General features: G+C 57.8%; 18 protein-coding genes. 5 read left to right on the top strand and 13 right to left on the bottom strand.

All coding sequences use genetic code 11. The features are described from left to right. Positions 1 to 117 precede the first annotated feature (117 nt). Positions 118 to 1,818, bottom strand: a complete 1,701-nt coding sequence (locus ACFSYH_RS05530) for an endonuclease/exonuclease/phosphatase family protein (protein WP_377465662.1) — start codon at positions 1,816 to 1,818, stop codon at positions 118 to 120. Positions 1,819 to 1,935: 117 nt separating this feature from the next. Continuing rightward, the gene (locus ACFSYH_RS05535; RefSeq protein ID WP_377465663.1) at positions 1,936 to 5,205 is read right to left on the bottom strand and encodes an ATP-binding cassette domain-containing protein; all 3,270 of its coding nucleotides are present in this window, start codon (positions 5,203 to 5,205) and stop codon (positions 1,936 to 1,938) included. Between the two features lie 392 nt (positions 5,206 to 5,597). On the opposite strand from ACFSYH_RS05535, the gene ACFSYH_RS05540 reads away from it, so the two are divergent. Beyond that, positions 5,598 to 6,464: a hypothetical protein gene (locus ACFSYH_RS05540; protein WP_377465664.1), complete on the top strand. Its 867-nt coding sequence runs from the start codon at positions 5,598 to 5,600 to the stop codon at positions 6,462 to 6,464. A 47-nt stretch (positions 6,465 to 6,511) separates the two neighbouring features. Here the strand turns inward: ACFSYH_RS05540 and ACFSYH_RS05545 are convergent, their stop codons facing one another. Continuing rightward, positions 6,512 to 6,853: a rhomboid family intramembrane serine protease gene (locus ACFSYH_RS05545; protein WP_377465666.1), complete on the bottom strand. Its 342-nt coding sequence runs from the start codon at positions 6,851 to 6,853 to the stop codon at positions 6,512 to 6,514. Between the two features lie 13 nt (positions 6,854 to 6,866). Continuing rightward, positions 6,867 to 7,232, bottom strand: a complete 366-nt coding sequence (locus ACFSYH_RS05550) for a YidH family protein (RefSeq protein WP_377465668.1) — start codon at positions 7,230 to 7,232, stop codon at positions 6,867 to 6,869. Between the two features lie 268 nt (positions 7,233 to 7,500). Between ACFSYH_RS05550 and ACFSYH_RS05555 the strand changes: the two genes are divergently transcribed. From ACFSYH_RS05555 to ACFSYH_RS05565, 3 genes are all read left to right on the top strand, one after another. After that, positions 7,501 to 8,289, top strand: a complete 789-nt coding sequence (locus tag ACFSYH_RS05555) for an ABC transporter ATP-binding protein (RefSeq protein ID WP_377465669.1) — start codon at positions 7,501 to 7,503, stop codon at positions 8,287 to 8,289. Positions 8,290 to 8,623: 334 nt separating this feature from the next. Continuing rightward, positions 8,624 to 9,064, top strand: coding sequence for a hypothetical protein (locus tag ACFSYH_RS05560; protein WP_377465671.1), 441 nt, complete (start codon positions 8,624 to 8,626; stop codon positions 9,062 to 9,064). Positions 9,065 to 9,164: 100 nt separating this feature from the next. Then, on the top strand, positions 9,165 to 9,566 hold the full coding sequence (locus ACFSYH_RS05565; RefSeq protein ID WP_377465672.1) for a hypothetical protein: 402 nt from the start codon (positions 9,165 to 9,167) through the stop codon (positions 9,564 to 9,566). Positions 9,567 to 9,639: 73 nt separating this feature from the next. Here the strand turns inward: ACFSYH_RS05565 and ACFSYH_RS05570 are convergent, their stop codons facing one another. From ACFSYH_RS05570 to ACFSYH_RS05605, 8 genes are all read right to left on the bottom strand, one after another. Continuing rightward, on the bottom strand, positions 9,640 to 10,590 hold the full coding sequence (locus tag ACFSYH_RS05570) for a glycosyl hydrolase family 32 (protein ID WP_377465674.1): 951 nt from the start codon (positions 10,588 to 10,590) through the stop codon (positions 9,640 to 9,642). A gap of 2 nt (positions 10,591 to 10,592) precedes the next feature. Next, positions 10,593 to 11,519 carry a carbohydrate ABC transporter permease gene (locus tag ACFSYH_RS05575; protein WP_377465675.1) on the bottom strand — a complete coding sequence of 309 codons (927 nt, stop codon included), beginning with the start codon at positions 11,517 to 11,519 and terminating at the stop codon, positions 10,593 to 10,595. Between the two features lies 1 nt (position 11,520). After that, positions 11,521 to 12,474: a carbohydrate ABC transporter permease gene (locus ACFSYH_RS05580; protein WP_377465676.1), complete on the bottom strand. Its 954-nt coding sequence runs from the start codon at positions 12,472 to 12,474 to the stop codon at positions 11,521 to 11,523. Positions 12,475 to 12,526: 52 nt separating this feature from the next. Further along, on the bottom strand, positions 12,527 to 13,819 hold the full coding sequence (locus ACFSYH_RS05585) for a sugar ABC transporter substrate-binding protein (protein WP_377465677.1): 1,293 nt from the start codon (positions 13,817 to 13,819) through the stop codon (positions 12,527 to 12,529). A 70-nt stretch (positions 13,820 to 13,889) separates the two neighbouring features. Next, positions 13,890 to 14,912, bottom strand: coding sequence for a LacI family DNA-binding transcriptional regulator (locus tag ACFSYH_RS05590; RefSeq protein WP_377465679.1), 1,023 nt, complete (start codon positions 14,910 to 14,912; stop codon positions 13,890 to 13,892). A gap of 415 nt (positions 14,913 to 15,327) precedes the next feature. Continuing rightward, positions 15,328 to 16,983 carry a glucose-6-phosphate isomerase gene (gene pgi / locus ACFSYH_RS05595; protein WP_377465680.1) on the bottom strand — a complete coding sequence of 552 codons (1,656 nt, stop codon included), beginning with the start codon at positions 16,981 to 16,983 and terminating at the stop codon, positions 15,328 to 15,330. Between the two features lie 235 nt (positions 16,984 to 17,218). Continuing rightward, positions 17,219 to 18,130 (bottom strand): DUF1295 domain-containing protein, encoded by a 912-nt coding sequence (locus tag ACFSYH_RS05600; RefSeq protein ID WP_377465681.1) that lies wholly within the window; start codon positions 18,128 to 18,130, stop codon positions 17,219 to 17,221. Further along, positions 18,127 to 19,971 carry an AMP-dependent synthetase/ligase gene (locus ACFSYH_RS05605; RefSeq protein ID WP_377465682.1) on the bottom strand — a complete coding sequence of 615 codons (1,845 nt, stop codon included), beginning with the start codon at positions 19,969 to 19,971 and terminating at the stop codon, positions 18,127 to 18,129. The genes ACFSYH_RS05600 and ACFSYH_RS05605 overlap by 4 nt, the downstream gene beginning before the upstream one ends. Before the next feature lie 501 nt (positions 19,972 to 20,472). Between ACFSYH_RS05605 and ACFSYH_RS05610 the strand changes: the two genes are divergently transcribed. Beyond that, on the top strand, positions 20,473 to 22,095 hold the full coding sequence (locus ACFSYH_RS05610) for a methyl-accepting chemotaxis protein (protein WP_377465683.1): 1,623 nt from the start codon (positions 20,473 to 20,475) through the stop codon (positions 22,093 to 22,095). 69 nt (positions 22,096 to 22,164) lie between these two features. Here the strand turns inward: ACFSYH_RS05610 and ACFSYH_RS05615 are convergent, their stop codons facing one another. Then, positions 22,165 to 23,046: a glycine betaine ABC transporter substrate-binding protein gene (locus ACFSYH_RS05615; protein ID WP_377465684.1), complete on the bottom strand. Its 882-nt coding sequence runs from the start codon at positions 23,044 to 23,046 to the stop codon at positions 22,165 to 22,167. Positions 23,047 to 23,107: the final 61 nt, after the last annotated feature.

The following is a 23,107-nucleotide window of genomic DNA, read 5'->3' on the forward strand; positions in this document are numbered from 1 at the left end:
GACGGGCTGGCCTATGCCAGGCCGACAACATGACGGAGGGGACATCAGCGATGCTGATGTCCCCTCCGTCATGTTGTGCCCCCTAGCCGATCATTCTTGACCGGTTTGAGGTCTGCGTCAGTCCGTGAACTTTACCGTTGCCTTGATCAGGTTGTGGTCCGAGGCCTTGTAACCGTTCTTCACAGTGGTGTACTGCGAGAAGTGAACGTTCTTGCCCTTGCCGAGGATGAAGTCGATCCGGCTACCGAACTTCGCTGGCGAGGCCTTCTGCTTCTGCCAGTTGTTGTACGTGTGGTAGGCGATGTTCTTGGTCTTCTTAGCGCTCGCGGAGTCAATGTATCCGTTCTTCAGAAGCCTGTCGATGGTCTTCAGGTTCTCAGCACGCTTGTTGGACGAGTTCAGGTCGCCGAGGAAGAACACGGGCTTGTTGGCTTTGTTGACCTTCTTGACGTGGTTCAGGATCGTAGCGACCTGCTTGTCACGGTTCTTGTCGTACTTTGCGCCCTTGCGGTGCTCGAGGTGGGTGTTCACAACCCAGAACCGCTGTTTGGTCTTCTTGTCCTCAAACTGCACCACCTGTGCGAAACGCTGGAATTTGGCTGCGCCGACACGCGGTAGTTTCACGGTGCAACTTGACGAGTAGTCGTTGTTCTTGCCCTTACCCGTGGTGTTCTTGCATTTGGACACCATCTTGTATTTCGCGGAATCGTACAGAATACGCTGACCATCGTTACCACCTGGCTTACCGCGCTTGATGTAACGGGTGTCGCGCGTCAGCTTCCACTTGACCTTCTTGTCCTTCTTCTTCTGGGCGGCCTTGACCTCCGAGAGAAGCTGTTTGATCTGAGTGGAGTTGCCCTGCTTCAGGGTGATCGCCTCTTGGACGCCAACGATTCCGGCTTTGGAGTTGACGATCTGCTGTGCGACTGTCTTCTTACGGTTTGCCCACTTCTTGTTCGAGGGATTCGCAGAGGCAGAGGTCACGTTGTACGACGCGATGGTGAGTGTGGTGGCACTCTTTGGTGCCTTGTTCAGTGGCTGTCCGACGATTGCAGCCGCTGATCCTGACGAGTACTTCACACGGGTCTCAGTAGCACCCGTGTTACGGGCCTCAACTCGGAATCGGAGCACACGCCCAGAGCCAACCGGAGCTCCCAACGCCTTGAGATCAGCGCTTGTGAGGGTGTAGGAACGTGCATTAGCGGGCAGGTTGAAGACCTGATGGTTCTGTCCCCGCTTGCCCTGAGCAAATGAGGAGGACGCAACGTGCAAGCGGATGCTCTTCGTGTAGGCGCCGTTGTGCTTCCAACTGATCTGCACGTTGCCTGCGGCGGTGTGCTTCCAGGACGTCGTGATCGGTTTGGGTGCACGAGCCTTGGTGGCTTCGTTGACCGAGCTGGACCACTTGCTGGCGTTGCCGTTCGGTTGCACTGACCGTACCCGGAAGTAGTATCGCGTGTTGTCCTTCAGGCTGGAGATCGTCTGTTCTGGGTTGTTGGTGCCAGAACGTCCTCTCTGAACCGTGGTGACGTTCTTGGCGAACGTCGAGTTAGTTGAATACTGAATCTCGTAGCACAGTGCACTGGCCTGTCGGCCAACAGAAACTCGGATACCCTGCGTACTCGTGTTCTTCTTCAACACGGAGATTTTGGGAGCCGTGCTCGACGTCTGCTTTGACGCAGGCACACAATCCTTTGAGTTCGCACCCTTTACATAGTTGATGTCGGAACTCGACGAGGCGGCTGCGGGAACTGCAGTGGCCACAGCCGAGCCGAGGGTGAGCACAGCAGCAAGTGCTGCGGCTACTGTTCGTTTCATGGATCGCTCCAGGGAATAAGTTGCGGGCAGTCTTCACCCTACAGATCGGCCCGGAATCAGGGAATGTGAGCCTCCTAACGTTAGGATACGCGGGATCTCGCTCCTTGTCCCTGCCAGTCATTCACTACGAAGCGCCTCAACTGGGTCTTTACGAGACGCCGCTGAGGACGGGATCAGCCCAGCCAACACGGTCAAGCCCACACTGATTGCGACGAGGATCGCACCAGCCTGCCACGGTAACTGCGCGACCTGAGCGACACCGAAGTTCGCGTTGACGATCGCGTTGGTCGGCAGAGTCAGGAGCACGGTGATGACGATGCCGATGACTCCGGCCACGAAGCCCACGATGAGTGTCTCGGCGTTGAACACGCGCCGGATATCTCGCTTTGAGGCACCGATTGATCGCAGGATACCGATCTCCTTCTTGCGTTCGAGTACGGAGATATAGGTGATGACTCCGATCATGATGCTGGAGACCACGAGAGAGATGGACACGAACGCGATGAGCACGTAGCTGACCACGTTGACGATTGTGGTCACGGACGACATGAGGGTTCCGACAAGGTCGGTGTAGGTGATGACCCTGTCATCGTCTCCGGAGCGTTCCATGCGTTCGTTGTAATTGTCGAGGATCGAGATGATCTGTTCCTTGGACTCAAAGTCCTTGGGGTAGATATCGATCGTAGAGGGACGGTCAAGCGAGGCATAGCCAAGCTTGGAGAGATTGCCGTCGTAGGTGCTCTGCTCCGTGACCATCATCGACATCATGAGTTCGGCGAGTTCTTCCTCGGACATGTTGAGGGAGAACGCCTCGAGGAACTGATCCTCGTTGATGTCCATGGCACTGGACATGTTGGTGGCCAACTGCCCCATCGCCGTCTGCAGTCCACTGGTGATTTGCCGTTCGAGCGCTGGTCCGACCTGCTGCGCCATCTGCCGCCCGACCGTTTCCATGGCTTCGTCCATATACTCGGTCATGCTCTTCTGCACGGTTGTGGCGATGGCTGCGGCCTGGGTTTCAACCTGTTCGGTCACCGCAGCGGTTACCTCCTCGGTCACCTGTGCGATGATCTCTTCCTGGGCTGCGGCGATCTCCTCTTGCGCCCCGTCCTGTAGTCCATCGATCTCCGCGAGGATCGCGAGTCCCTCCTCGGAGCCGAGGAATCCCTCGAATCCGGCCTGCGGGTCCACACACCGGGTTGCGTCGACGGCGCAGTAGGTGGCGTATCCCGTGGCAAGTTTCTCAGCGAGCGCGGTCAGGTCCTCTTCCGTGACGCCGAAGTCGATGTCGCTCAGGTCCAGCTCGGTGAGCACGGACTCAAGGTCGAGGTCGATATCGCCCAACTCCATGTCTTCAAGTAGCCCAGCAAGATCCAGTTCGGGCAGGACGGATGGGTCGATGTCCAGCGACGGCATCGAGATGTCGAACGCCGAGGTGTCGATGCTGAGGGTGGATTCGTCGATTGTGAAGGCGTTTGTGAGCGCTTCTTCGTCCACGCTCATGACCTTGGACAGGTCAAAGTCATCGCGCTGTGGGTTGGCTTCCTCATCCGCGAAGGTGCGTCCGGAGAACACGTTCACTGCGGGTTTGGCCAGTTGGTCTTTGACGATGTCGCGTTCAGCGGCGTCAGCCATGAGGTCCTTGGTCAGTGTGGAGGTGTAGTACAGGCCGGGTTGCAGAGCCGTTGCGGTGGCTCCCTCAACCGGCTGGAGAACGCCGACCACTCGTAGCGGGGTTCCCTTATCGACGAGCCCCTTCAGATACTCTGTGTCACCAGACTTGTCGGTCCATATCTCGTAGGTTTCGTCGTACTGGTAGTAGTCAGCGGCGTTGACGAGTCTGAACTTCGCAGCCATGAGATCGGCATATTCGAAGGTCAGCGCTTCATCCGGGGTGGTGATGTCTTCCTCGTTGAGGAGTTGCCTGATCATTGCGTCGAGTTCGGCAGGATCGCGCAGCCCCATCGTGAAGGCCATCAAGTCGCTGATTGCGCCGTCTGAGGTGAGCACCACGATAACCTCGTCCTCGCCCTGCGGCCACCGCCCGGCAACTACGTCGTACTGCTGTTCGATCAACGAGGTGTCGTCGACGAGTTGGTGGAACACATTGGTGCTCATGGAAGCGGACACGAGACTAGAGGTGCTTGTTCCGCTGCCAAAGCCAAGCGCGGCAAATGAACTGTCAGGATTGACCTGGCGCACGCCATCGGAGGTTTGCGTGAAAATCTGTGGGGTGACGTTGTATGAGTATTGGATCGACTGCGTGTACTCCTCAATCCCATCACCGCCACCGTCAAAGTACTCCTTCAACGAGGCAAGGTCGTTCGACCCGATGGACTCGAACATGCGGGTCATCATCTGAACCTCGCTCACGGAGCCACCCGAACCAGTGGCAGCGCTTGAGCCTCCATCACCGAGCCCTGCAGATGCAGCCATCATCGCGGTGAAGTCCATGCCTTGACTCTGGATCGTCAGCGGATACACAGAGAGCGTGTCCTCCTCGATGCTCTTGATGTAGTCGTTGACGCCGTTTGCCAAGGCCAGGATCGCAGCGATTCCGATGATGCCGATGCTTCCCGCGAACGCCGTCATCAGGGTACGGCCCTTTTTGGTCATCAGGTTCTTGAACGACAGGGCTATTGCCGTGAAGAATGACATGGAGGTCCGACGGACCTCCTTATCCCGCCCCGCAACTGACGCAAGGGAGGGATCAAACGGGTCCGAATCGTCGGAAATCTGGCCGTCGCGCAGGGTCACGATGCGGGTTGCATATTCCTCGGCGAGTTCCGGGTTGTGCGTGACCATGATGACGAGGCGGTCTCGCGCAATCTCCGTGAGCAGCGCCATGATCTGCACGGACGTTTTGGAATCGAGGGCGCCCGTCGGTTCGTCGGCAAGGAGGATCTCCGGGTCGTTGATGAGCGCACGCGCGATGGCGACGCGCTGCATCTGTCCACCAGACATCTGGCTGGGAAGTTTGCGAATGTGGTCGCCCAGTCCAACCCGTTCCAGCGCTACCACGGCGCGCTCGCGGCGTTCCGCTCGCGAGACGCCCGACAGCGTCAGTGCCAGTTCGACGTTCGCGAGGACACTCTGGTGCGGAATCAGGTTGTAGCTCTGGAAGACGAAACCTATGCGGTTGTTGCGGTAGGCGTCCCAGTCGCGGTCGCGGTAGTCCTCGGTCGGCACACCGTCGATGACGAGATTGCCTGCATCGTAGTGGTCCAGCCCTCCCACGATGTTCAGCAGCGTTGTCTTACCCGAACCCGATGGCCCGAGAATCGCGACGAACTCGTTATCACGGAACGAAATCGATACGTCGTCGAGTGCGGTTTGGGTGAAGTCCTCAGTCGTATACGACTTGCGGATATTAAACAGCTGCAGCATGTTGCGCCTTCCAGATTCTCACTGAAGAGAGTACTTCGAAGAGCGTGCGGCGCCGACGATTAGTTCCCGTTTTACCCTTGCGGCGTAAAGCTGTGGAAACCGCGAGTTCCGGGGCCTTTGGCCTACCCTTGGATGTTCTTGAAGCGCGACAATATGCAGTCGCCTTTCCTGGTGCTTCCGTTCTATTGCCGACGAGCCCTCACCTTACCGGGCATCGCACGTCCCAGCGTGGTTGCCTGTCGACGTGAAATCATCGCGGTGCCGCAGACTCAGGAGTCTCCACCATCCCCAGTAAGTAAATTTCAGGGCTCGCGGTGTGAATTCACTGTTAACGCCCACCATTCCCTCGGAACCTCGTGTCACCATCGGGAGTATCGAGCGAGGAGGGATTCATGCCACCGAACAACGCCCCGACACTGTCGATTAACGACGTGATCGACCCCAGATCATATGGATTCGACTCAACGCCGCCATTCGACCCCAACAGACACACGACGGTTCTCCTCGATGGCACGTGGTATCGCCGAGACATCATCAGTGAACTGATTGCCGCACATGAAACCGCTGGCGAAGTGAATGCCGGAGCGCGCCGCGAGGGTACAGCCCTTCTCGCCCTCGAACGCACCCAAGCAGGGAAAACCGCCGTGACGTGCATTTTTGAGGGACGCATCATTGGTCAGTTGGCCGAGCAGGATGCAGCACGACTCGAACCATCGCTCCGAGAACTCGTTGAGCATCGCCGCCACCTCGCCGTTCCCGCCTCGCTCCGCATGAACCATACGGGCTCCGGGGCGGTGGAGGTGTACCTGCAGTTACCAACCCCAGATGCGGTCATGCCCGCCAACGGCTATCCAAGAGACACATGGCTATTGCTTCCCGGTGGGGCACCGCTCGCTTTGCCGCTCGCTCCTGGCGCCACTGTCAAGGTTGCGAATGTGCCTGATAGCGAACCCCTGCGATTGGCTGTGGCAGTCGTGCCTAGCGTAGAGATCCGTGCGCGATCAGCGGTCGAGTCCTTGGCAGTTCAACTGGACGGTGAAACGATTTCGGTCATCCCAGCCAATAAGTCCTCGGTGATGTTGCCTGTGGTGAAACTACTCGAGGACCGTGGCGTTTCCACTCTGGTACGATGCAGCGTTTTCGGTACCGCGCAAAAACTCACGATTGAGATCGATGCACCATCCTATGAGTCCCTGAACGGCGAACTCATCGAGTCGATTATCTATCTCGCACCCCACACGGAAGCCACCGATCAGTAGGTGTCAGGTCTCGCGGCCTCACCAGCACCACTTGACGAGACTCGCGGCTATCGGCCAAAGACATAGAGCGCCGCCAGTACGCCCACACAGATGAGTGATACCGCGACGAGCACGAGGGGCACGCCGTCAGCGATATGGATGTCTCCGTTCTTGATGAGTGCGCGGTTGAGCCGACGATAGCGCCGGCGCACCCAGTACAACGCGAAGAGGCCAGACACGACTCCAGACAGGCCGAGTACGAGCGGCAGCAGGCCGGACACCTGATGCGAGACATATCGTGCGGCAACCGCGCTGGCCACGACGAGCGCAAGGATTGTGCGCTGCCAGGACAGAGCGGTGCGTTCCACGGCAAGCCCGAGATCGTAGACCTCTCCCTCGCTTGATCTCATAAGGGATGCCACGCTACACCCCGACAATGAGACCGACCGCGAGCGCCACCACGCCCACGGCGGTGAGCACGGAGATGACAATCGCCAGACGGGGGCCGGGCATGGGTCTGTTCTGTCGTAGGGATCGTTCGTTGTGTTTCCAGGTCAGCCATGCGTAGATTGGCACGATGAGTCCGATGAGCAGGAATGCGGCGGTGACCACGTAGCGCGCCGTGGGCCAGACTGGAACGTCGAGCGCCTCAAGCGCGAGTCCCGCCGCGATGAATGCGATAGCGGTTCGAATCCAGGAGAGAAAAGTGCGTTCGTTGGCTAGCGAGAACCGCGGGTCAGGGTCAGCACCAACCTGGTATACGGACTTGGGGAATCTAGGCTTGGCCATGTCTTAAGGTTACCGTCGGTTAAATCTTTGGTCCTGTGCCGCCTGTCCGCGCGAGGCGCACAGGTCGCGGAATCCGTCATGCTCACAGCATAGAAACCCAGCGAACCATACTCGTGTCAGGAGACACCGGCATAAACTTGAATCTGTTGGGAGCGATTCCGGCTACGTAATCGTTACTCCGATAGACATGCCTCAGGTGTGTGCCCGATCCGCCCGGCCAGTCCCGCAGGGTTCCCGCGCGATGTGCCTTAAGTCAAAGTGAGAAGTTGTGAGTTCGAAGCAAAGCGTTTTGTCGGCGTCCGGCATCGTGGCTGGTTACACCAGCCGCCCGTCCATCAATGGTGTGTCTGTGGAGTTGTCCAAGGGGGCACCGGCGCTCGGTATCACGGGTGCCTCTGGGGTTGGCAAGACCACACTCGCAAACGTCTTGTACGGCCAGTTGAAGCCCGCTGCAGGTCGGGTCACGTTTGACGGTGCGGCGGTCTCGAAGTTGCGTTTGGGTGCCAAGAAGCGGTTTCAGACGACTGTTCGCAAGGTCGGGCAGAATGGGTTCTTTGGACTGGACGGGGAGTCCACGGTCCGCCGTGTCGTAGAGGACGATCTGAAGGCGGCCCGCAAGGCTGGTCGGGCGTCGGGTGAATCGGTCGAGCAGATCCTCGACACGATGTTCCTTGAGCCTAGGTTCCTGGATCGTCGCCTGCGCACGCTCTCGGGCGGTGAGCGCCAGCGCCTGACGCTTGCCCTGGCATTGTCCACCCGTCCGGAGATTCTGATTCTGGATGAACCGACCACCGCACTTGACCCCACTCTCAAGGACAAGGTCTCAGCGCGTTTGCGCGATCTGATTGCGGAGCGCGAGATCGGTCTGCTTGTGTTCTCGCACGACTTGGATCTGCTTGCTCGCCTGTGCGCCCAGGTGCACGTGCTCGCGGAGGGAACCTTTGTCGAGACTGGTACGCCACGTGATCTGCTCGTGAGTCCGCAGCACCCTGCAACCCGCGACATCGCTGAGGCTTACCCGGAGGCGGTACGCGCATTGCGCGCCGTCCAGGAGTGACGTCTGATCTGGTTGTAGTTCTCTGATTGTCGACGAGCCGTCACCTTCCCCGTTAAGGTGACGGTTTTGTTGTGCTCGCTTCCTGGGTAGGAGTGGTTCGGTCTCTTCACCTTGTCTGCCCCCAGTTGCTTCGTCGAACTCCGCCTTTTACCCACGAACTCCGCGCGCTCTGGGCTGAGTTCGTGGGGTTTTGGCTGAGTTCGGTCCAAAGTAGAGGCACGCTGAGTAACTTTCGGGCAATGCGTGACATAGATCGAGGGAGAACGGACCTGATGGGAGCAAAGTTATGTCTGCGTACTCAACACGAACGCTGCTGAGCATCAGTGGAGCGTGCGTGGTATCAGCACTGCTTGCCGGGTGCTATTTCTCCACGGAAACCGCACGTGAACAGAAGAGTCCCTCGCCCGAGTCCTCTTCTCCTCAGACTGATCTGCCTGCCATCCTGACGTTTCCGTGGAGTCCAGCCGAGGGAGGCATGGCCGCGCAAGTCTACGGAACGATTGGGCTGGAGGGTGGTTGCTGGACGGTGACCAACGATGAGTTGGATCTCACCTGGCCATTGGCGGTTCCCGAATCCACCGTTGTCCAGTTGGATGAGCAGGGCATGCCCTCGCTGAATTTCGCCCACGGCCCTCAGATATCGGTGGGACAGTTCTTGGATTCCGGTGGAGGTTACGTCAGCGAGGACCTGTTCTCCGAATTCTCTGACGTGCTCACATCGTGCCAGGATGCTGGCATCGACCTGACAGAGATCGCGATGACGTATGGCGACTAACTGCCTTGTGCACCAGAATCTCGATGGGGTGTTTTTGCTCCGGGTGCATAGCTTTTCAGCACGCACTCGGACACTTTTCGCCCCATCGAAGGAGACGAACATGAATCTCAGGATGGCCACTACATTTGGAGCGGTCCTTACGCTCACCTCATGTTCTCTGCTGCCCGGTCAAGATCCGCACGTCGTTGAAGCATCCGACGGCACGCTGCTCCTCGTGTCCTCGCTCAGTGGGGAGGGAATGGAGGCGCTTATCTCGGGAACGCTGGAGAAAGGTGAGGGGGACTGTCTCTACATCGGGGGCGAAGACTACGACAGTCTTGTCATCTGGTCTGCCAGGACAACCTTCAACGACGACGAGACCGCGGTGCTGATGCCCGGCTACGATCCACTGTCCATTGGTTCGTGGGTGGAGATCGGTGGCGGACACACCTCTGTTGACGGCCCCAGCTATCCCACGATTCCATCTGAGTGCGATTCAGAGTATGTGGTTTCAGTGAACTAGATCGGGCACAGGAGAGGGAGCGCGTCCCAGCAGGTTGCGCTCCCTCTTCACCGTCCAACAGGATGCCTTTTACTCACGCCGTGAAGGTGTGCGGTTTCCCCGATTCGAGGATGTGTGACAACGGAATCGGATCACTCAGTTCACCCCGGAACTGACCGTCGACCCAACTCTTGAATGCCAGGAACTGCCACTGTCCTTCAAAGTCCTGCACGATCCGACCCGCATAGCCGGTGGAATCAGTAAGTTGCACCGCATTGTCGATATCAAAGGGACCCGTCATCGACTCGCCGAATGCGAGCCAGGTACCACCACCGGACGCTGTCTCCCGTTTCCGTGGCGCCATCTCGGAGGCAAGACAGCAGAAGATATCCACCCACCGACCGTCTACGAGTTCAACCTGATTCACCTCAAGTTGCCCGAACCCACCACCTGGGGCGGTAATCGGTGGCTGGATAGTCCAGTCTTCGAGGTCAGGGCTGGTGACCATGCCGATGACACCGCGCTCGTGGGATTCACCCTGCTGCGCACGGGCGGTCACAAGCATGTGCCACAACCCTGTGTCCTCGTTGAAGAACACCCATGGGTCACGCCACGCCTCGTCGAACCATTCCCCTTCACCGGCCTTCTCGTACCAGCGTGGATCGGCCTCCAAGACGAACTCCTCGTCCTTGTCCCAGTGCAGCATATCCTGGGACGTGGCCCGCAAAACTCGTTGTGTATTCGGTGCAGGGCGATCCGAACAGCCGGTGTAGTACATGTGATAACTACCATCGGGAGCAGCGATCGTCGAACCCGTCCAGGTTGCAACATCATCCGGAGCAGGCGCATCCGATCTCACGACGGCGTCTGGAAGCCGGGTCCAGTTCCGCAGGTCAGTCGACGTCGCACGTCCGATCTGTGCTCGACGGTGCCTACGTTCCTCCTGGTGCAGCGCTTTTGACGCATAGAGGAAGAACAACTCGTAGGTGTTCTCAGTTTTGAAGATCCAAAAATCCCACGACCAAGAATCGGGAAGCTGGAGCATAACTATCCTTTCACGCCGCTCGCGGCAATTGAGTTAACGAAGGCTCGCTGGAACGTCACGAACAATGCGATAACCGGAACGGTGATGATCGACGCATAGGCCATGATCTGACCCCATGACGTGCTGAGTTGGAAGAAGTACTGGACCCCGACCATCACTGGTCGCAGTTCCTCCGACTGGACCGCCATCAGCGGCCACAGGTACTGGTTCCACGCGGGTAGCAGCGTCAGGATCGCCACCGTGGCAATAGCGGGCCCGGAAAGCGGAAGGATGATGGATCGATAGATCTTGAACCATCCGGCGCCATCGATCGAGGCCGCCTCATCGAGTTCCTTGGGGATGGAATCGAAATACTGGTGGAACAGGTAGATCGAGAATGCATTCGCAAGGAATGGCAGTATCTGCACCTGATAGGTGTCCATGAGTCCCTGGGTGATCGCGAAGCCGTCCGAATACAACCCCAGGTGAGGTAGTTTGTTGATCCACCACAGCAGGGGAAGCGCGAGGGTTTCAAACGGAACGATGAGAGTCGCGATGATGAGTGAGAGGACGATCTTCCCGCCTTTAACCTTCATGCGGGAAATCGCGAAGGCGGCCATCGAGTTGACGATCAGGCCGATGATGACGGTCGCAGCCGACACGATGATCGAGTTCTTCAGGAATGTTCCTGCTGGTACCCGTTCAAACACCGCATAGAAGTTGTCCAGAGAGATATCCCCCACTGGCAAGAATGCGCGGATAGATTCGAGGTCCTGGAAGATCTGCTGGTCCGGTTTGAAGGCAGAGACGACCATGAACAGGAGTGGGAAGGCGAAGATGATCGCAAAGATGATCCTGATCGCGTACGACCAGACAAGTCGCCCCGTGATCTTGCCGCGGTTGTCCACGACTCGGGACTCCGCGATGTCGTTGTGAAGAGTTGCGGCCATTTCACTTCTCCCTCGTGGCGAAACGTTGAATCGAAGAAATGATGAGCACGATCAGGAAGAACACGGCCGAGATCGCCGAAGCGTACCCTGTTTCCTGCTGGGTGAATCCGGTGCGCACAGCCTGGAACACGACCGTGCTCGTGGCGTTGAGCGGACCGCCCTTGGTCATCACGTCAATCTGCGTGAACAGGCTGAGCGCCTGAATCGTGATGGTGACGAGGATCAGATTGCGGGTCGCGGTCAGTCCGGGCCAGGTCACGTAGCGGAAGAGTTGTCCGCGCGATGCTCCGTCAAGACGGGCGGCTTCATAGAGTTCCTCGCTAATCGTCTGCAACCCCGACAGCCAGATGATCATGTGGAATCCGACAGCCTGCCAAATGGACAGGACAATGATTGATGGCATGGCGGTCGTCGGATCGTTGATCCAATCAGGGCCCTGGATGATGCCGAAGGTGATCTTGTCGATGATGACGTTGAAGAGGCCGTCACGGCGGTAGAGGAACATCCACAGCAGCGAGACGACAACCATCGATGTCACAACCGGGAAGAAGTAGATCGTGCGGAAGAATGTCGTTCCGCGGATCTTGGTGTTCACCAGTAGGGCAAGGATCAGAGCCAAACCGGATTGCACTGGCACCACTATCACGGCAAAGAACGCCACGTTGGTGAGCGAACGCAGGAAGACAGGGTCTGCGAAAAGTCGGGTGAAGTTGGTGAAACCGACCAGTTCTGGTGGGTTGGGAGAAATCAGACGAGCATTGGTGAAGCCGAGCACGAACGCGAGGATCGCGGGGATGACGACGAACAGAACCAGTAGCAGGATCGCAGGTGTGAGCAACGCGTAACCCATCAGATTCTTCTGACGGTCGCGTCTACTGCGTGACTTCTGGCTGCCCGATGCCCTGGCCGGGACGTGAGACTTCACAGCGCTCGCCATGCTTGTGTTCGAAGACATGACGAAACTCTCTGGTAGGTGGGGCGGCGCACGTGCGCCGCCCCACGGTTACTTACTTGTTGGTGTAGCCACCGTTGGAGGAGATGTTCTGATCGATGTCCTTGGCAAGTGAATCCAAGGTCGCCTGTGCATCAGCACCGTTCAGGATGTCCTGGGTTGCGACTGTGAACTTCGATGCGATGTAGGGGTAGGCAGGAGTCTCTGGGCGCAATACCGCGTAGTCGGCCGCGAACTGGCGGAAGATCTCGTTCTTGCCACCCGGAGCGAAGTCTGGCAGTTCGGCTGCAGCGGCATCCGTTGCAGGGATCGTTCCGGTGGCCTTCGAGATAGATGCCACGTACTTGTCTTGGAGCGAGAACTTCAGATACTCCAGTGCTCCCTCTTTGTTTGCGCAGTTCTCGGAGATTGCCCACTGCCACGAGCCGCCGCCGATCTTCGGACCATTGCCAAAGTCGACAGCAGGCATGATCACAAGGTCATCTCCCAGCACGTCCTTGGACTGGTCAGCAGCCCACGAACCCGAGTAGAGGATCGCGGACTTGCCGTTTTGGAAGTCGATTGCCGCATCTGTGCCCGACTTCGCCGCGGTGTACCCATTTTCCACCAGCGAACGCAGCCACGTTGCCCACTCAACGGCTTGAGGTGAGTTGATCGCTCCCTCAGCAGACTGGAAGTCGCTGCGGTTGATCAGGTCACCACCGAATGACTGGAGCATTGGGGAGTATGCGTAGGGATACCATTCACCGACGTCACCGGTGACGATGTCGAGCGGATAGTCCCAATCCCCCGCGTCCTTGAGCTTGGCCAGAGCGTCGTCGAACTCTTCCCTGGTCCATGGCTGCTCGAAGGTTGCGATGCGGATGCCGTTCTCCTCCAGCACGGACTTCTTGGCGTACAGCGCCAATGCGACATCGTAGTGACCGATCGAGTAGATCTTGTCGTCCCAGCGTCCGACCACGGTTGGCAGGAAGTCCTTGACCTCTTCCTCGATGTCCAGCGGCGTGATGTAGTTTGCCCATGCCCAGTTGGGAGCGTTCGGACCATCCACGTCTATGATGCAGGCCAGTTTGCCGGATGAGGCGGCGGCAACGACCGAGTCGTTGTAGGAAGCCTGTGGGAATGCCTCAACCGTCACCGTGACGTCTGACTGGCTGGAGTTGAAGTCCTCAACAACCTGCTTCACGGCAGCGAGTTCGGCCTCGTTACCGCCGTTGTGAGTCCACAGAGTGAGGTTGGATCCATCTGAATCCCTCTGCCCGGCGGTCTGGCTACATGCAGCCATGGAACCCACTAGGGTTGATGCGAGCAGCACGCTAACTGCGATACGCTTCTTTGCGTTGACCATTTTCGTTCCTTTTGATGGTGGTGAACAATACGTGAGCGAAATGCTGCAACAGATCGCTCATCCGGTTGCGTCACTTGACGAGTGGCGCAACCGAATCTCGAACGACCATGGGACACCCGATGAGGTATTCGCATGGTTCTTCTTCGTCTTCCTCGGAGTTCTCTATGAGAGCAAGCAACCGCTCCACCGCCCACACGCCCATCTGGAAGTGTGGAAGTTCCATTGACGTGAGAGCCGGATAGAGCGAGTCCGCGATGATCTCAAAATTGTCGACCGAGATCACTGACAGGTCCTCGGGGATGGCGAGTCCCGCGAGATGCGCCGCTTGATATGCCCCCATCGCGATCCTGTCGTTGAAGCAGAACAGTGCGGTGGGTCGGTCTTCCCGTTCCAGAAGCGGCCGAACCGCGGTTCTCCCGGCTTCTGCAGAGGATGAGGCCAGAATCAGGTCATTGTCCGAACGTGCGATGCCGTGTTCCTGCAGGGCGCGTTCAAACCCTATGAGCCGACCCCTGCTTGCGGGAATCTTGTCTGCGTTCTGCACGAAGGTGATCTTGGTGTGACCGTGTTCGATGAGATGGCTGACAGCATCGTAGGCCAGTTGTTCCTCGTTCGGGATCACGAATGGGACCGCCCGGTTGGTGGGCTTCCCATCGAGCACCACAGTGGGTGTGGAGTCCAACAGTTCAGGTAGTTCGACCCGCTGGTTGTACATACGGGCGTAGATGATTCCGTCCACCTGGTGTTGGTGCAGTGCGGTGATCTGACGCTTCTCAGTTTCGGCATTGCGTTCAGAGTTCACCGTCATCACAATGACACCAGCCTTTTCTGCCGCATGCTGAACACCAAGCAGGACGTTGGTGGCAAACGGAGTCGTGGCGATTTCATCGGATACAAGGCCAATGACGTTGGTGCGGCGGCTTCGCAGACCGGCGGCAAGCCTGTTTGGCGTGTAGCCCAGTGCCCGTGCAGTCTCATGAACCTTCTTACGGGTGTCTGGAGATACCTTGCCGCTTCCGGAGAGCGCATGCGACACGGTTGTCGGCGAGACTCCCGCAGCATGGGCCACGTCCTTGATACCCACTTTTCGCATGCGTACACCCCCTCATCGCGGTTCACGGTCTCACAGCGGCCAAATCGTTTTGGCCGCTGAATTGACTTTAGCCAAAACGATTTGGCCAGACAAGCGCTTATCCGGTTTTGCTAGGTAACGATTTGGATACGCACACGCGCCAGGCGGCTGAACAGCGCAGTTGGCATCACAGAAACCACAACTCCGAAAGGCGAGCCAAATCGGAAAGCCGCCGGATCGTCGCCAAGCAGAAGGCCGGTGGCCTGCCACAGGCAGACCACCGGCCAACACAACTAACTATCTTGAGCGCCAAAACTCGAGGCACCAACGCCCGAAAATCGATGGGACATTTTTGCTCCGGGTGCATAACTTTTCACTACGCATCCGGACACTTTCACCCCATCGGTTCCACGGCAAACTTGACGTCAACCAGTGACTAAGCGCGACCGCGCAGTTCGCGGTACTTCGCGATCAATGCGTTCGTCGACCCATCCGCGGTGTAGTCCGGGGTCTCCTGCGAGGTCAGCATACCCTCGAACTGGAGAGCCATCTGCTTGCCAAGTTCCACGCCCCACTGGTCGAAGGCGTTGATGCCCCACAGAATCGACTGCGTGAACGTGATGTGCTCATATAGGGCAACCAACTGACCAAGCACTGATGGAGTGAGCCTCTCAGCCAGAATCGAGTTGGTTGGGCGGTTTCCCGGCATGACGCGATGCGCGACGATCGCTTCGGCAGTGCCCTCGGCACGTACCTCATCCGCGGTCTTGCCAAACGCAAGCGCTGCGGTCTGCGCAAAGAAGTTGGACATGAACAGGTCATGCATCGTGCCCAGATCATGGTTCGGCTGAGCAAACGCGATGAAGTCCGCCGGAGTCATCTTGGTGCCCTGGTGCAGCAACTGGTAGAAGGCGTGCTGGCCGTTGGTACCCGGCTCACCCCAGAAGATCTCACCGGTCTGAACCTCGAAACCGCCGGCAGACTGGCTGACAGGCGAACCATCCACGCGAACAGACTTACCGTTCGACTCCATGGTGAGTTGCTGCAGATATGCCGGGAAACGCAACAGGTACTGCGAGTAAGGCAAGACCGCGTGTGATCCGGTGCCATAGAAGTTGTTGTACCAGACGTTCAGCAGACCCATGATGACCGGGACGTTCTGCGCGAAGTCAGCGGTGCGGAAATGCTCGTCCATGGTGTGGAAACCATCGAGCATGGCCCGGAAGTTGTCAGCGCCAACGGAGAGCATGAGCGCAAGGCCAACCGCAGAGTCATAGGAGTAGCGTCCACCAACCCAGTCCCAGAAACCGAACATGTTCGCGGTGTCGATGCCGAAGTCTGCAACCCGCTGAGCATTCGTGGACACGGCGACGAAGTGCTTGGCCACAGCTTCATCCGAGCCGAGCGCCTCGATCAACCACGAACGCGCCTGGCGCGCGTTGGTCAATGTTTCGGCCGTTCCGAAGGTCTTGGACGCAACGATGAACAGGGTGCGCTCGTAGTCGAGGTCGCGGCACTTCTCGTACACATCGGTTGGGTCGATGTTGGAGACGAAACGGCATTCGATGCTGCGGTCAGCGTAGTCGCGCAGGGCCTCGTAGGCCATCACTGGTCCGAGGTCAGAGCCACCAATACCGATGTTGACGATGGTGTTGATGGTCTTGCCCGTGTACCCAAGCCATTCGCCGCCACGGACCTTGTTCGAGAACTCCTCCATGCGGTCGAGCACCTCGTGGACGTCCTTGACGATGTCCTGGCCATCAACCACGAGTTGTGCGTCCCGTGGCAGACGCAGCGCAGTGTGGAGTACCGCACGATCCTCCGTGATGTTGATGTGCTCGCCCGCGAACATCGCATCGATCTTGCCGCGCAAATCTGCAGCGTTTGCAAGGTCAACAAGCTTTGCAACGGTGTCGCTGGTGATGAGGTTCTTGGAGTAGTCGAGGTGCAGGTCGCCTGCCACTGCGGTGAAACGCTCGGCGCGCTGTGCGTCTGCGTCAAACTTCTCACGCAGGTTGGTTGCGTCTACAACTGCCTTCTCGGCTACAAGTGCCGACCACGCTGGGGTTGCGGTTACGTCGTAAGAGGACACGAAGTCTCCCTTTCATCGTCGTTATTGTCTGTGGCTGCTTCGGCCACGCTTTCCGACGAGCACTCTTTCGAGTCCTTCGCCTCACGCCTGTGAGTGGGCGCGCTTGTGGCGCGAAAACGTCATTGGCCCACCATTGAGATTACTAGGTTTTGTTAACGAGACGTTAGTCGAAGGACCCACCCCTACGAGATGGGTCCTTCGCTTTTGTGTTTACTACGGAAATCACAGAACCGATTCAAGGGATACGCGGGAAAAGCACCGGAGTACTAGCCTTGTATGCCTCGTACTCTGCTTGTCCACCCCACTTTTCGTCTGCGTGCTTTTCTAGCAAAGGAACTCCTGAGACGAAGTTCAGCAGGATAAACACAAAGATTGGTGAGAACAAGGCTACATAGCCCCAACCGCTCAGCGCGGGGAAAGCGATGACTGCGATTCCTAACCACAGCATGATCTCGCCCAGGTAGTTAGGGTGTCGGGAGATGCTCCACAGACCGGTTGTAATGAATGCGTCTTTGTTCTCAGGCTTGGCCCGGAACGCGCTCTTTTGACCGTCCGCGATGATTTCAATAGCAAAACCTGCTATCCACAGAATTGCTCCAACAATGAGGAAAACGTCCACGCCTGATCCGGCGACATTCTTCTGGGAGGTAATTCCCGCCCAGGCGGCTGCAGCAGTGAAGGTCACCCAAAGACCTTGGATGTTCCAGACGTTGAAGAACCGCACTGGAGTTTTTTTGATCTCGTCGAAGCGACCGTCCTTACCGGACTTGCGTACTCGACGGAAGAGAAAGGTGGCCAATCGTGCAGACCACAGCATCACGAACACAGCGATAACGGTGGCACGCGCATTCTTCTCCGGTACCAGAATGAGCAAGAGCAGCGTGAGCGAGGAGTAGGTCGACCCTCCAACAAGATCAAAGAACTTCTCGGTTTTCCAGATGTTTGCCGGAATGAACACGATCCACTGAATGAGAAAGGCAGCGGCTACGGCAAGCATAAAGAGTTTGAACCCGCCAAGCTCTTGGCTGATCGAGCCAACGGCCCACGCCACAAACGCGCCGATCAGCACGACAGCGAGGATTAGTATCAGTGACTTGGGTAGATTCGAACGTGCTGGTGACTGCTCAGGTGCGGGTACTTGAGTCATCGCGTGCCTCCCGTGTATGGCTCGGTGTAGAGACGCTCAACAATGGCGCTCACCTTTCCGAGTAGTACTTGACGTTTGAGTTTCATGGTTGCGGTGATGTTGCCGCCGCTTACGCTGAGGTCGGCAATGACAATGATGAACTTACGAATCTGTTCGCTGCGACTGAATTGGGTGTTTGCACGGTTGATGGTTCGCGAGATGGCATCGCGCAGGCGCTGATTGTCCAGCTCGATGATCTTGTTTGATTGGGCACGCACGATGTCCACGATTTCTTGCTCGCCTTGTTCAGCGGCCCAGTTTGCAAGGACCTCAGGTTCCACCACGATCAACGAAGATAGGAACGGCTTTCCCTCCCCAACAGCGATCGCGTGCGCAACCAGTGGGTCGTTCTCAACGATGTTTTCCCACTGGGCAGGCGTGACGGTTTTCCCTCCAGACGTGACAATCACGTCTTTGAGTCGACCTTTGAGCGTAAGGCGACCAGAATCGTCGAGAGTCCCTAGATCACCGGTGCGGAAGAAGCCGTCAACAAAAGCTTCTGCGTTGTGTTCGGGCCTCTTGTAGCCGGAAAACACGCCGATTCCCTTGGCCAAGACTTCTCCTTGTTCCGAGATTCGAATCGTGGAACCTGGAGTTGGAATACCAACGCTTCCGGCTTTTTCGCTCCCTGGGAGGTTGCCAGTCACAGGAGCTGTAGTTTCGGTCAGGCCATAGCCTTCGACCACTGGCACTCCGATTCCGCGGTAGAACAGTGCAAGGTCGGCTTCCAATGCGGCTGCTCCCGAAAGTAGGTAGCCAATTTCGCCGCCCATGAGCGCGCGCAGGCGCGCGAAGAAAATTCGGTCAAAGATCGCGTGTGAAGCGCGAAGCGCAAACCTAGGCGTGGTTCCCTCTTCGAGGTGGCGGGCCCGTGTGATTGCAGTGTTCACTGCGCGATCCCAGATCGGACCGATACGCTTCTTGCGGGCAGCAAGCCCTGCGGCTGCCTGAATCTTCTGGAGCACGCGGGGCACAACCACCAAGAAGGTCGGCTTGAGCACGCCTAGTGCGGGCACAACCTGCTTTGGGTCAGCTAAGTGCGCGATCTTCATTCCGTTTGCCAAGCACACAAGCTGCAGGCCACGTGCGAGGACGTGGGCCAAAGGCAGAAAGATAATCGTGCGTCCGCCCTCCCAGATCACGTCCGTGTAGGTGGCTCCAATATTGAGCACCTGCCCGAGCAGGTTCTGGTGGGTAATGAGCGCGCCTTTCGGCTCACCCGTGGTTCCAGAGGTGTAGACAATGGTTGCCACATCAGCTTGATTAGCGACGAGTCTGCGAGTTTCGATTTCGGCATCGGGCAGGAAATCCCCTGCATCGATCAGTTCTACGAACTCATTTTCAAGACTGTATACGCTCAGTTCCTTGCCAATTGTGTGCGATGCCTCGCGCAAAATGTCAGCCTGCCGAGCGTTTCCAGCGAATGCGACGCGCGCGTTCGCGTCCTGAAGAATCGCAGCCGACTGAGCAACGGACGAAGTGTCGTAGATAGGCACCACAACGCCACCCGCGTACCAGATCGCCATTTCCGCGACAGCCCACTCGTACTGGGTCTGCGCCATAATCACAACGTTTCCGCCGATACCTACGCCATTGGCAACAAGACCTTTTGCGACAGCCATGACTTGCTGTTCAAACTGCGCAACCGTGATTTCATGCCAAGTAGTTGTATCCGCGGTGATGCGGGGTCTTTCAAATGCCGCCAATTGCGGGCTGTTCTCAAGACGCTTCTTGAGCAGGTCCGTGACGTTTACGTATCCGGTGGTCTCCACCAGTAACGGTGTAGCTGATTCGAGCATCATGTCTCCCTCGCAGTGGTGCTCTGGACCCAAGGCATGCGGGTTCCGACCACCGTTACAAATTGGTGGCGGTGACTTGGGCTCCTACAAATATAGGCACTTCTCGACCATATCGCTAGCCTGGCTAGGTAAATTTCCGTACACGTTATCTCTGAAACCCTTCTCAAGGATTAAAGCGGGATCGCGTACGGGAATTGCTTCAACCGTACCGACAGGGGCCACAACCTACAGCGCGAGGAGCCTCTCGAGCAAACAGGAGCATGAGCCAGAACCTTCTCGTACACATCGGTTGGGTCGATGTTGGAGACGAAACGGCGTTCGATGCCGCAGTCAATGGCTTAGTACCTATGTCTGCATGCTGCACATGAGTTTCCTTTACCCGCAAAAATTCGCCGATTACTGTCAGAAAACATTCACTTTGGAAAGTATTACGTCGAACTGTCTTCAGCCGATAAAGCGGGCAGAGGCTCTTCCCCGTCATGAGCCGCTAACTTTGGAGTTCGCATGAAAGCACTATCTCTACGCAACATGAGCCTTCGGGCAAAGGTCCTTGCCGTCGGCATCGTCGGCATTATCGTCGCTATCGCCATGACGGTCGGAGGATGGGTGGCAACCGCTCTCGCGCTCAACCTTCAGACCACAACCCGCAGTATCTCCGAGGCTCAACTGGAGATCGCGAGCATTGACAGATACAACTCCGATGTGACCGGCTGGCAGACTGCATACGCCTGGGACGCAAGCACACTTGGCCCCCAGACCGCAGTCAACTCGACCAACCCCAATCGAGCCGGCTATCTCGAATCAGCACAGGGCCTCAAAGATCTTCTCACCTCGATAGACACCAGCAGGCTCACAGCCGATGAACAGGGAATCCTCGACGAGATCATCGGGCTATGGGACGAGTTCTTTGTTGCGGATGACGCTGTCGTGGCTCTCTACCAGCAGGGAACCGAGGAAGCGAAGGTACAAGCCGACGCGCAGATTGTCGGACCGGTCTACGATATCTACTTCCAGATCGTGGAACTCACCGCACAACTCAACGAATCTCTCGACAGCCGAGCCGACGCCGCTGTGGACCGCGCCGAACTCTCCCAATTGCGTTCCCGCACTCTCTCGGTCGCGCTACTCGTGGCAGGAGCCGCGATTCTCCTCGTACTGTGCGTTCGCATTGGACGTGAGATCCGCGCCAATGCCGCAACGCTCAAGGACTCGCTGGCTCGCTTCGCGGAAGGCGATCTGACATTCGACGTCGAGGTGAAAACTACGGATGAGTTCGGCGAGATGGCATCATCGCTCAGCACAGCTCGCGATTCCGTGTCCGCGGCACTCAATCTGGTCACCGATACTGCATCCAACGTGACCAGTTCCTCCACCGAACTCAGCGATGGTGCGCTAAAGGCTGCAGACATCATGCGGGCAAACGCCCAACAGGCGGATAACGTGGCCGGGGCAGCCCAGAACATCAGCTACTCCATCCAAGTGGTCGCCGCAAGCACCGAGGAGATGGAATCCTCGATCCGGGAGATTTCCCAAAATGCCACCGAAGCTGCATCTGTGGCGCAGCAGGCCAACCAACTCGTCGACAATACAAACAGCTCTGTGCAGCGACTCGGCCACTCCTCCGAGCAGATCGGCTCGGTCATCAAGACCATCAACTCGATCGCAGAGCAGACCAACCTGCTTGCACTCAACGCAACCATCGAGGCCGCACGCGCAGGCGAGGCGGGCCGCGGATTCGCGGTCGTCGCAAACGAGGTAAAGGATCTCGCGCAGGAGACCGCACGGGCAACGCAGGAGATCTCCGAGCAGATCGAGACCATCCAGGCCGATACGACCGATGCCGTTCAAGCAATGGCGCAGGTGTCCACGATCATCTCGGAAATCGGCTCCTACCAGATCACGATCGCGTCCGCTGTCGAAGAACAGACCGCGACCACAAACGAGATGGCCCGAGGTGTTTCCGAGGCGGCAACCGGCATTTCAGAGATCGCAACCGATATCGAGACGGTGGCCCACGAGTCACTTGAGTCCAGCAAGACCCTCGAGACGATGACCCAGAGCTCCTCAACCCTGCTCGCGCAGGCTGGTGAACTACGGGAACAGTTGGCCACGTTCAGACTCGAATAAAGTCTGCGGAAGTTACGAAGAGGTCCGGTCACCCCGCGGGGTGACCGGACCTCTTTCGAATACAGTCCGTCAGTTGGTCAGACTGTCTACGTATTCCTGGTTGTCCGCGATCCACTGCTCAACAATGGACTCGTACTGGCCAGCGTCATCGTTCTGGTTGAACATGCGGTCTTCGAGGTCGTACAGGAGCTCAGGGCTCATCTCGAAGTTCTTCAGCCAGGTGGCAACCTCGGCGTGGTCTTCGCTGAAGCCCTCACGTCCATACAGGTGAATGCTCTCGGCTGCTCCGAGTGCGCCCTCTGGGTCCTCGAGGTTCTTCACTGGGAACGCGGAGTAGGCCCAGTGTGGTTCCCACAGTGTGACCACGATGTTTTCGCCAGCGTCAGTCGCTGCCTTGAGTTCGGTGAGCATCGAGGCGGTCGATGAGGTCTGCAGGTTCCACGACTCGAGGCCGTAGGTTGGCTGCACCTGCTCCTGGGTGGCCTTGGTCAGGCCAGCACCGGATTCGATACCCACGATGCGACTGCCGAACAGGTCAGCGTTGTCAGCCAGTTCGGCGAGCGAGTTGATGGGGGCGTCCTCGTTCACGGCGATGGTGAGCGCAGCCTGGTCGAACCAAGAGCCGAGGTCTTCCATCTTGTCGCCGTATTGCTCGATGTACGCCTCGTGCGTCACTGGGAGCCACACGTCTGTGGTGAAGTCCAAGTCGCCTTCGGAGATACCGGTGAACAGTGGAGCGGCGTCAACGTTCTGCAGTTCAACGGTGTAGCCCTCGTTCTCAAGGACAGCCTTCCACAGATAGGACGTGGCGATGCCTTCGTCCCAGCCGTTGAATACGCCGACCTTGAGGGTCTTGTTGTCACCGTCGCTCGTGTCGCTGGAGCATCCGGTAAGCACCAAAGCGGTAGCTGCAGCGGTGGCAGCAATACTCAGGAACGTTTTGTTCTTCATAACGGTCTTTCCTTCCCGACCAGTTGGCCGTGGTTGATTGACGTATCGGATTTTCTCGTCC

The organism is Populibacterium corticicola, assembly GCF_042683685.1.
Classification (GTDB): domain Bacteria; phylum Actinomycetota; class Actinomycetes; order Actinomycetales; family Cellulomonadaceae; genus Timonella; species Timonella corticicola.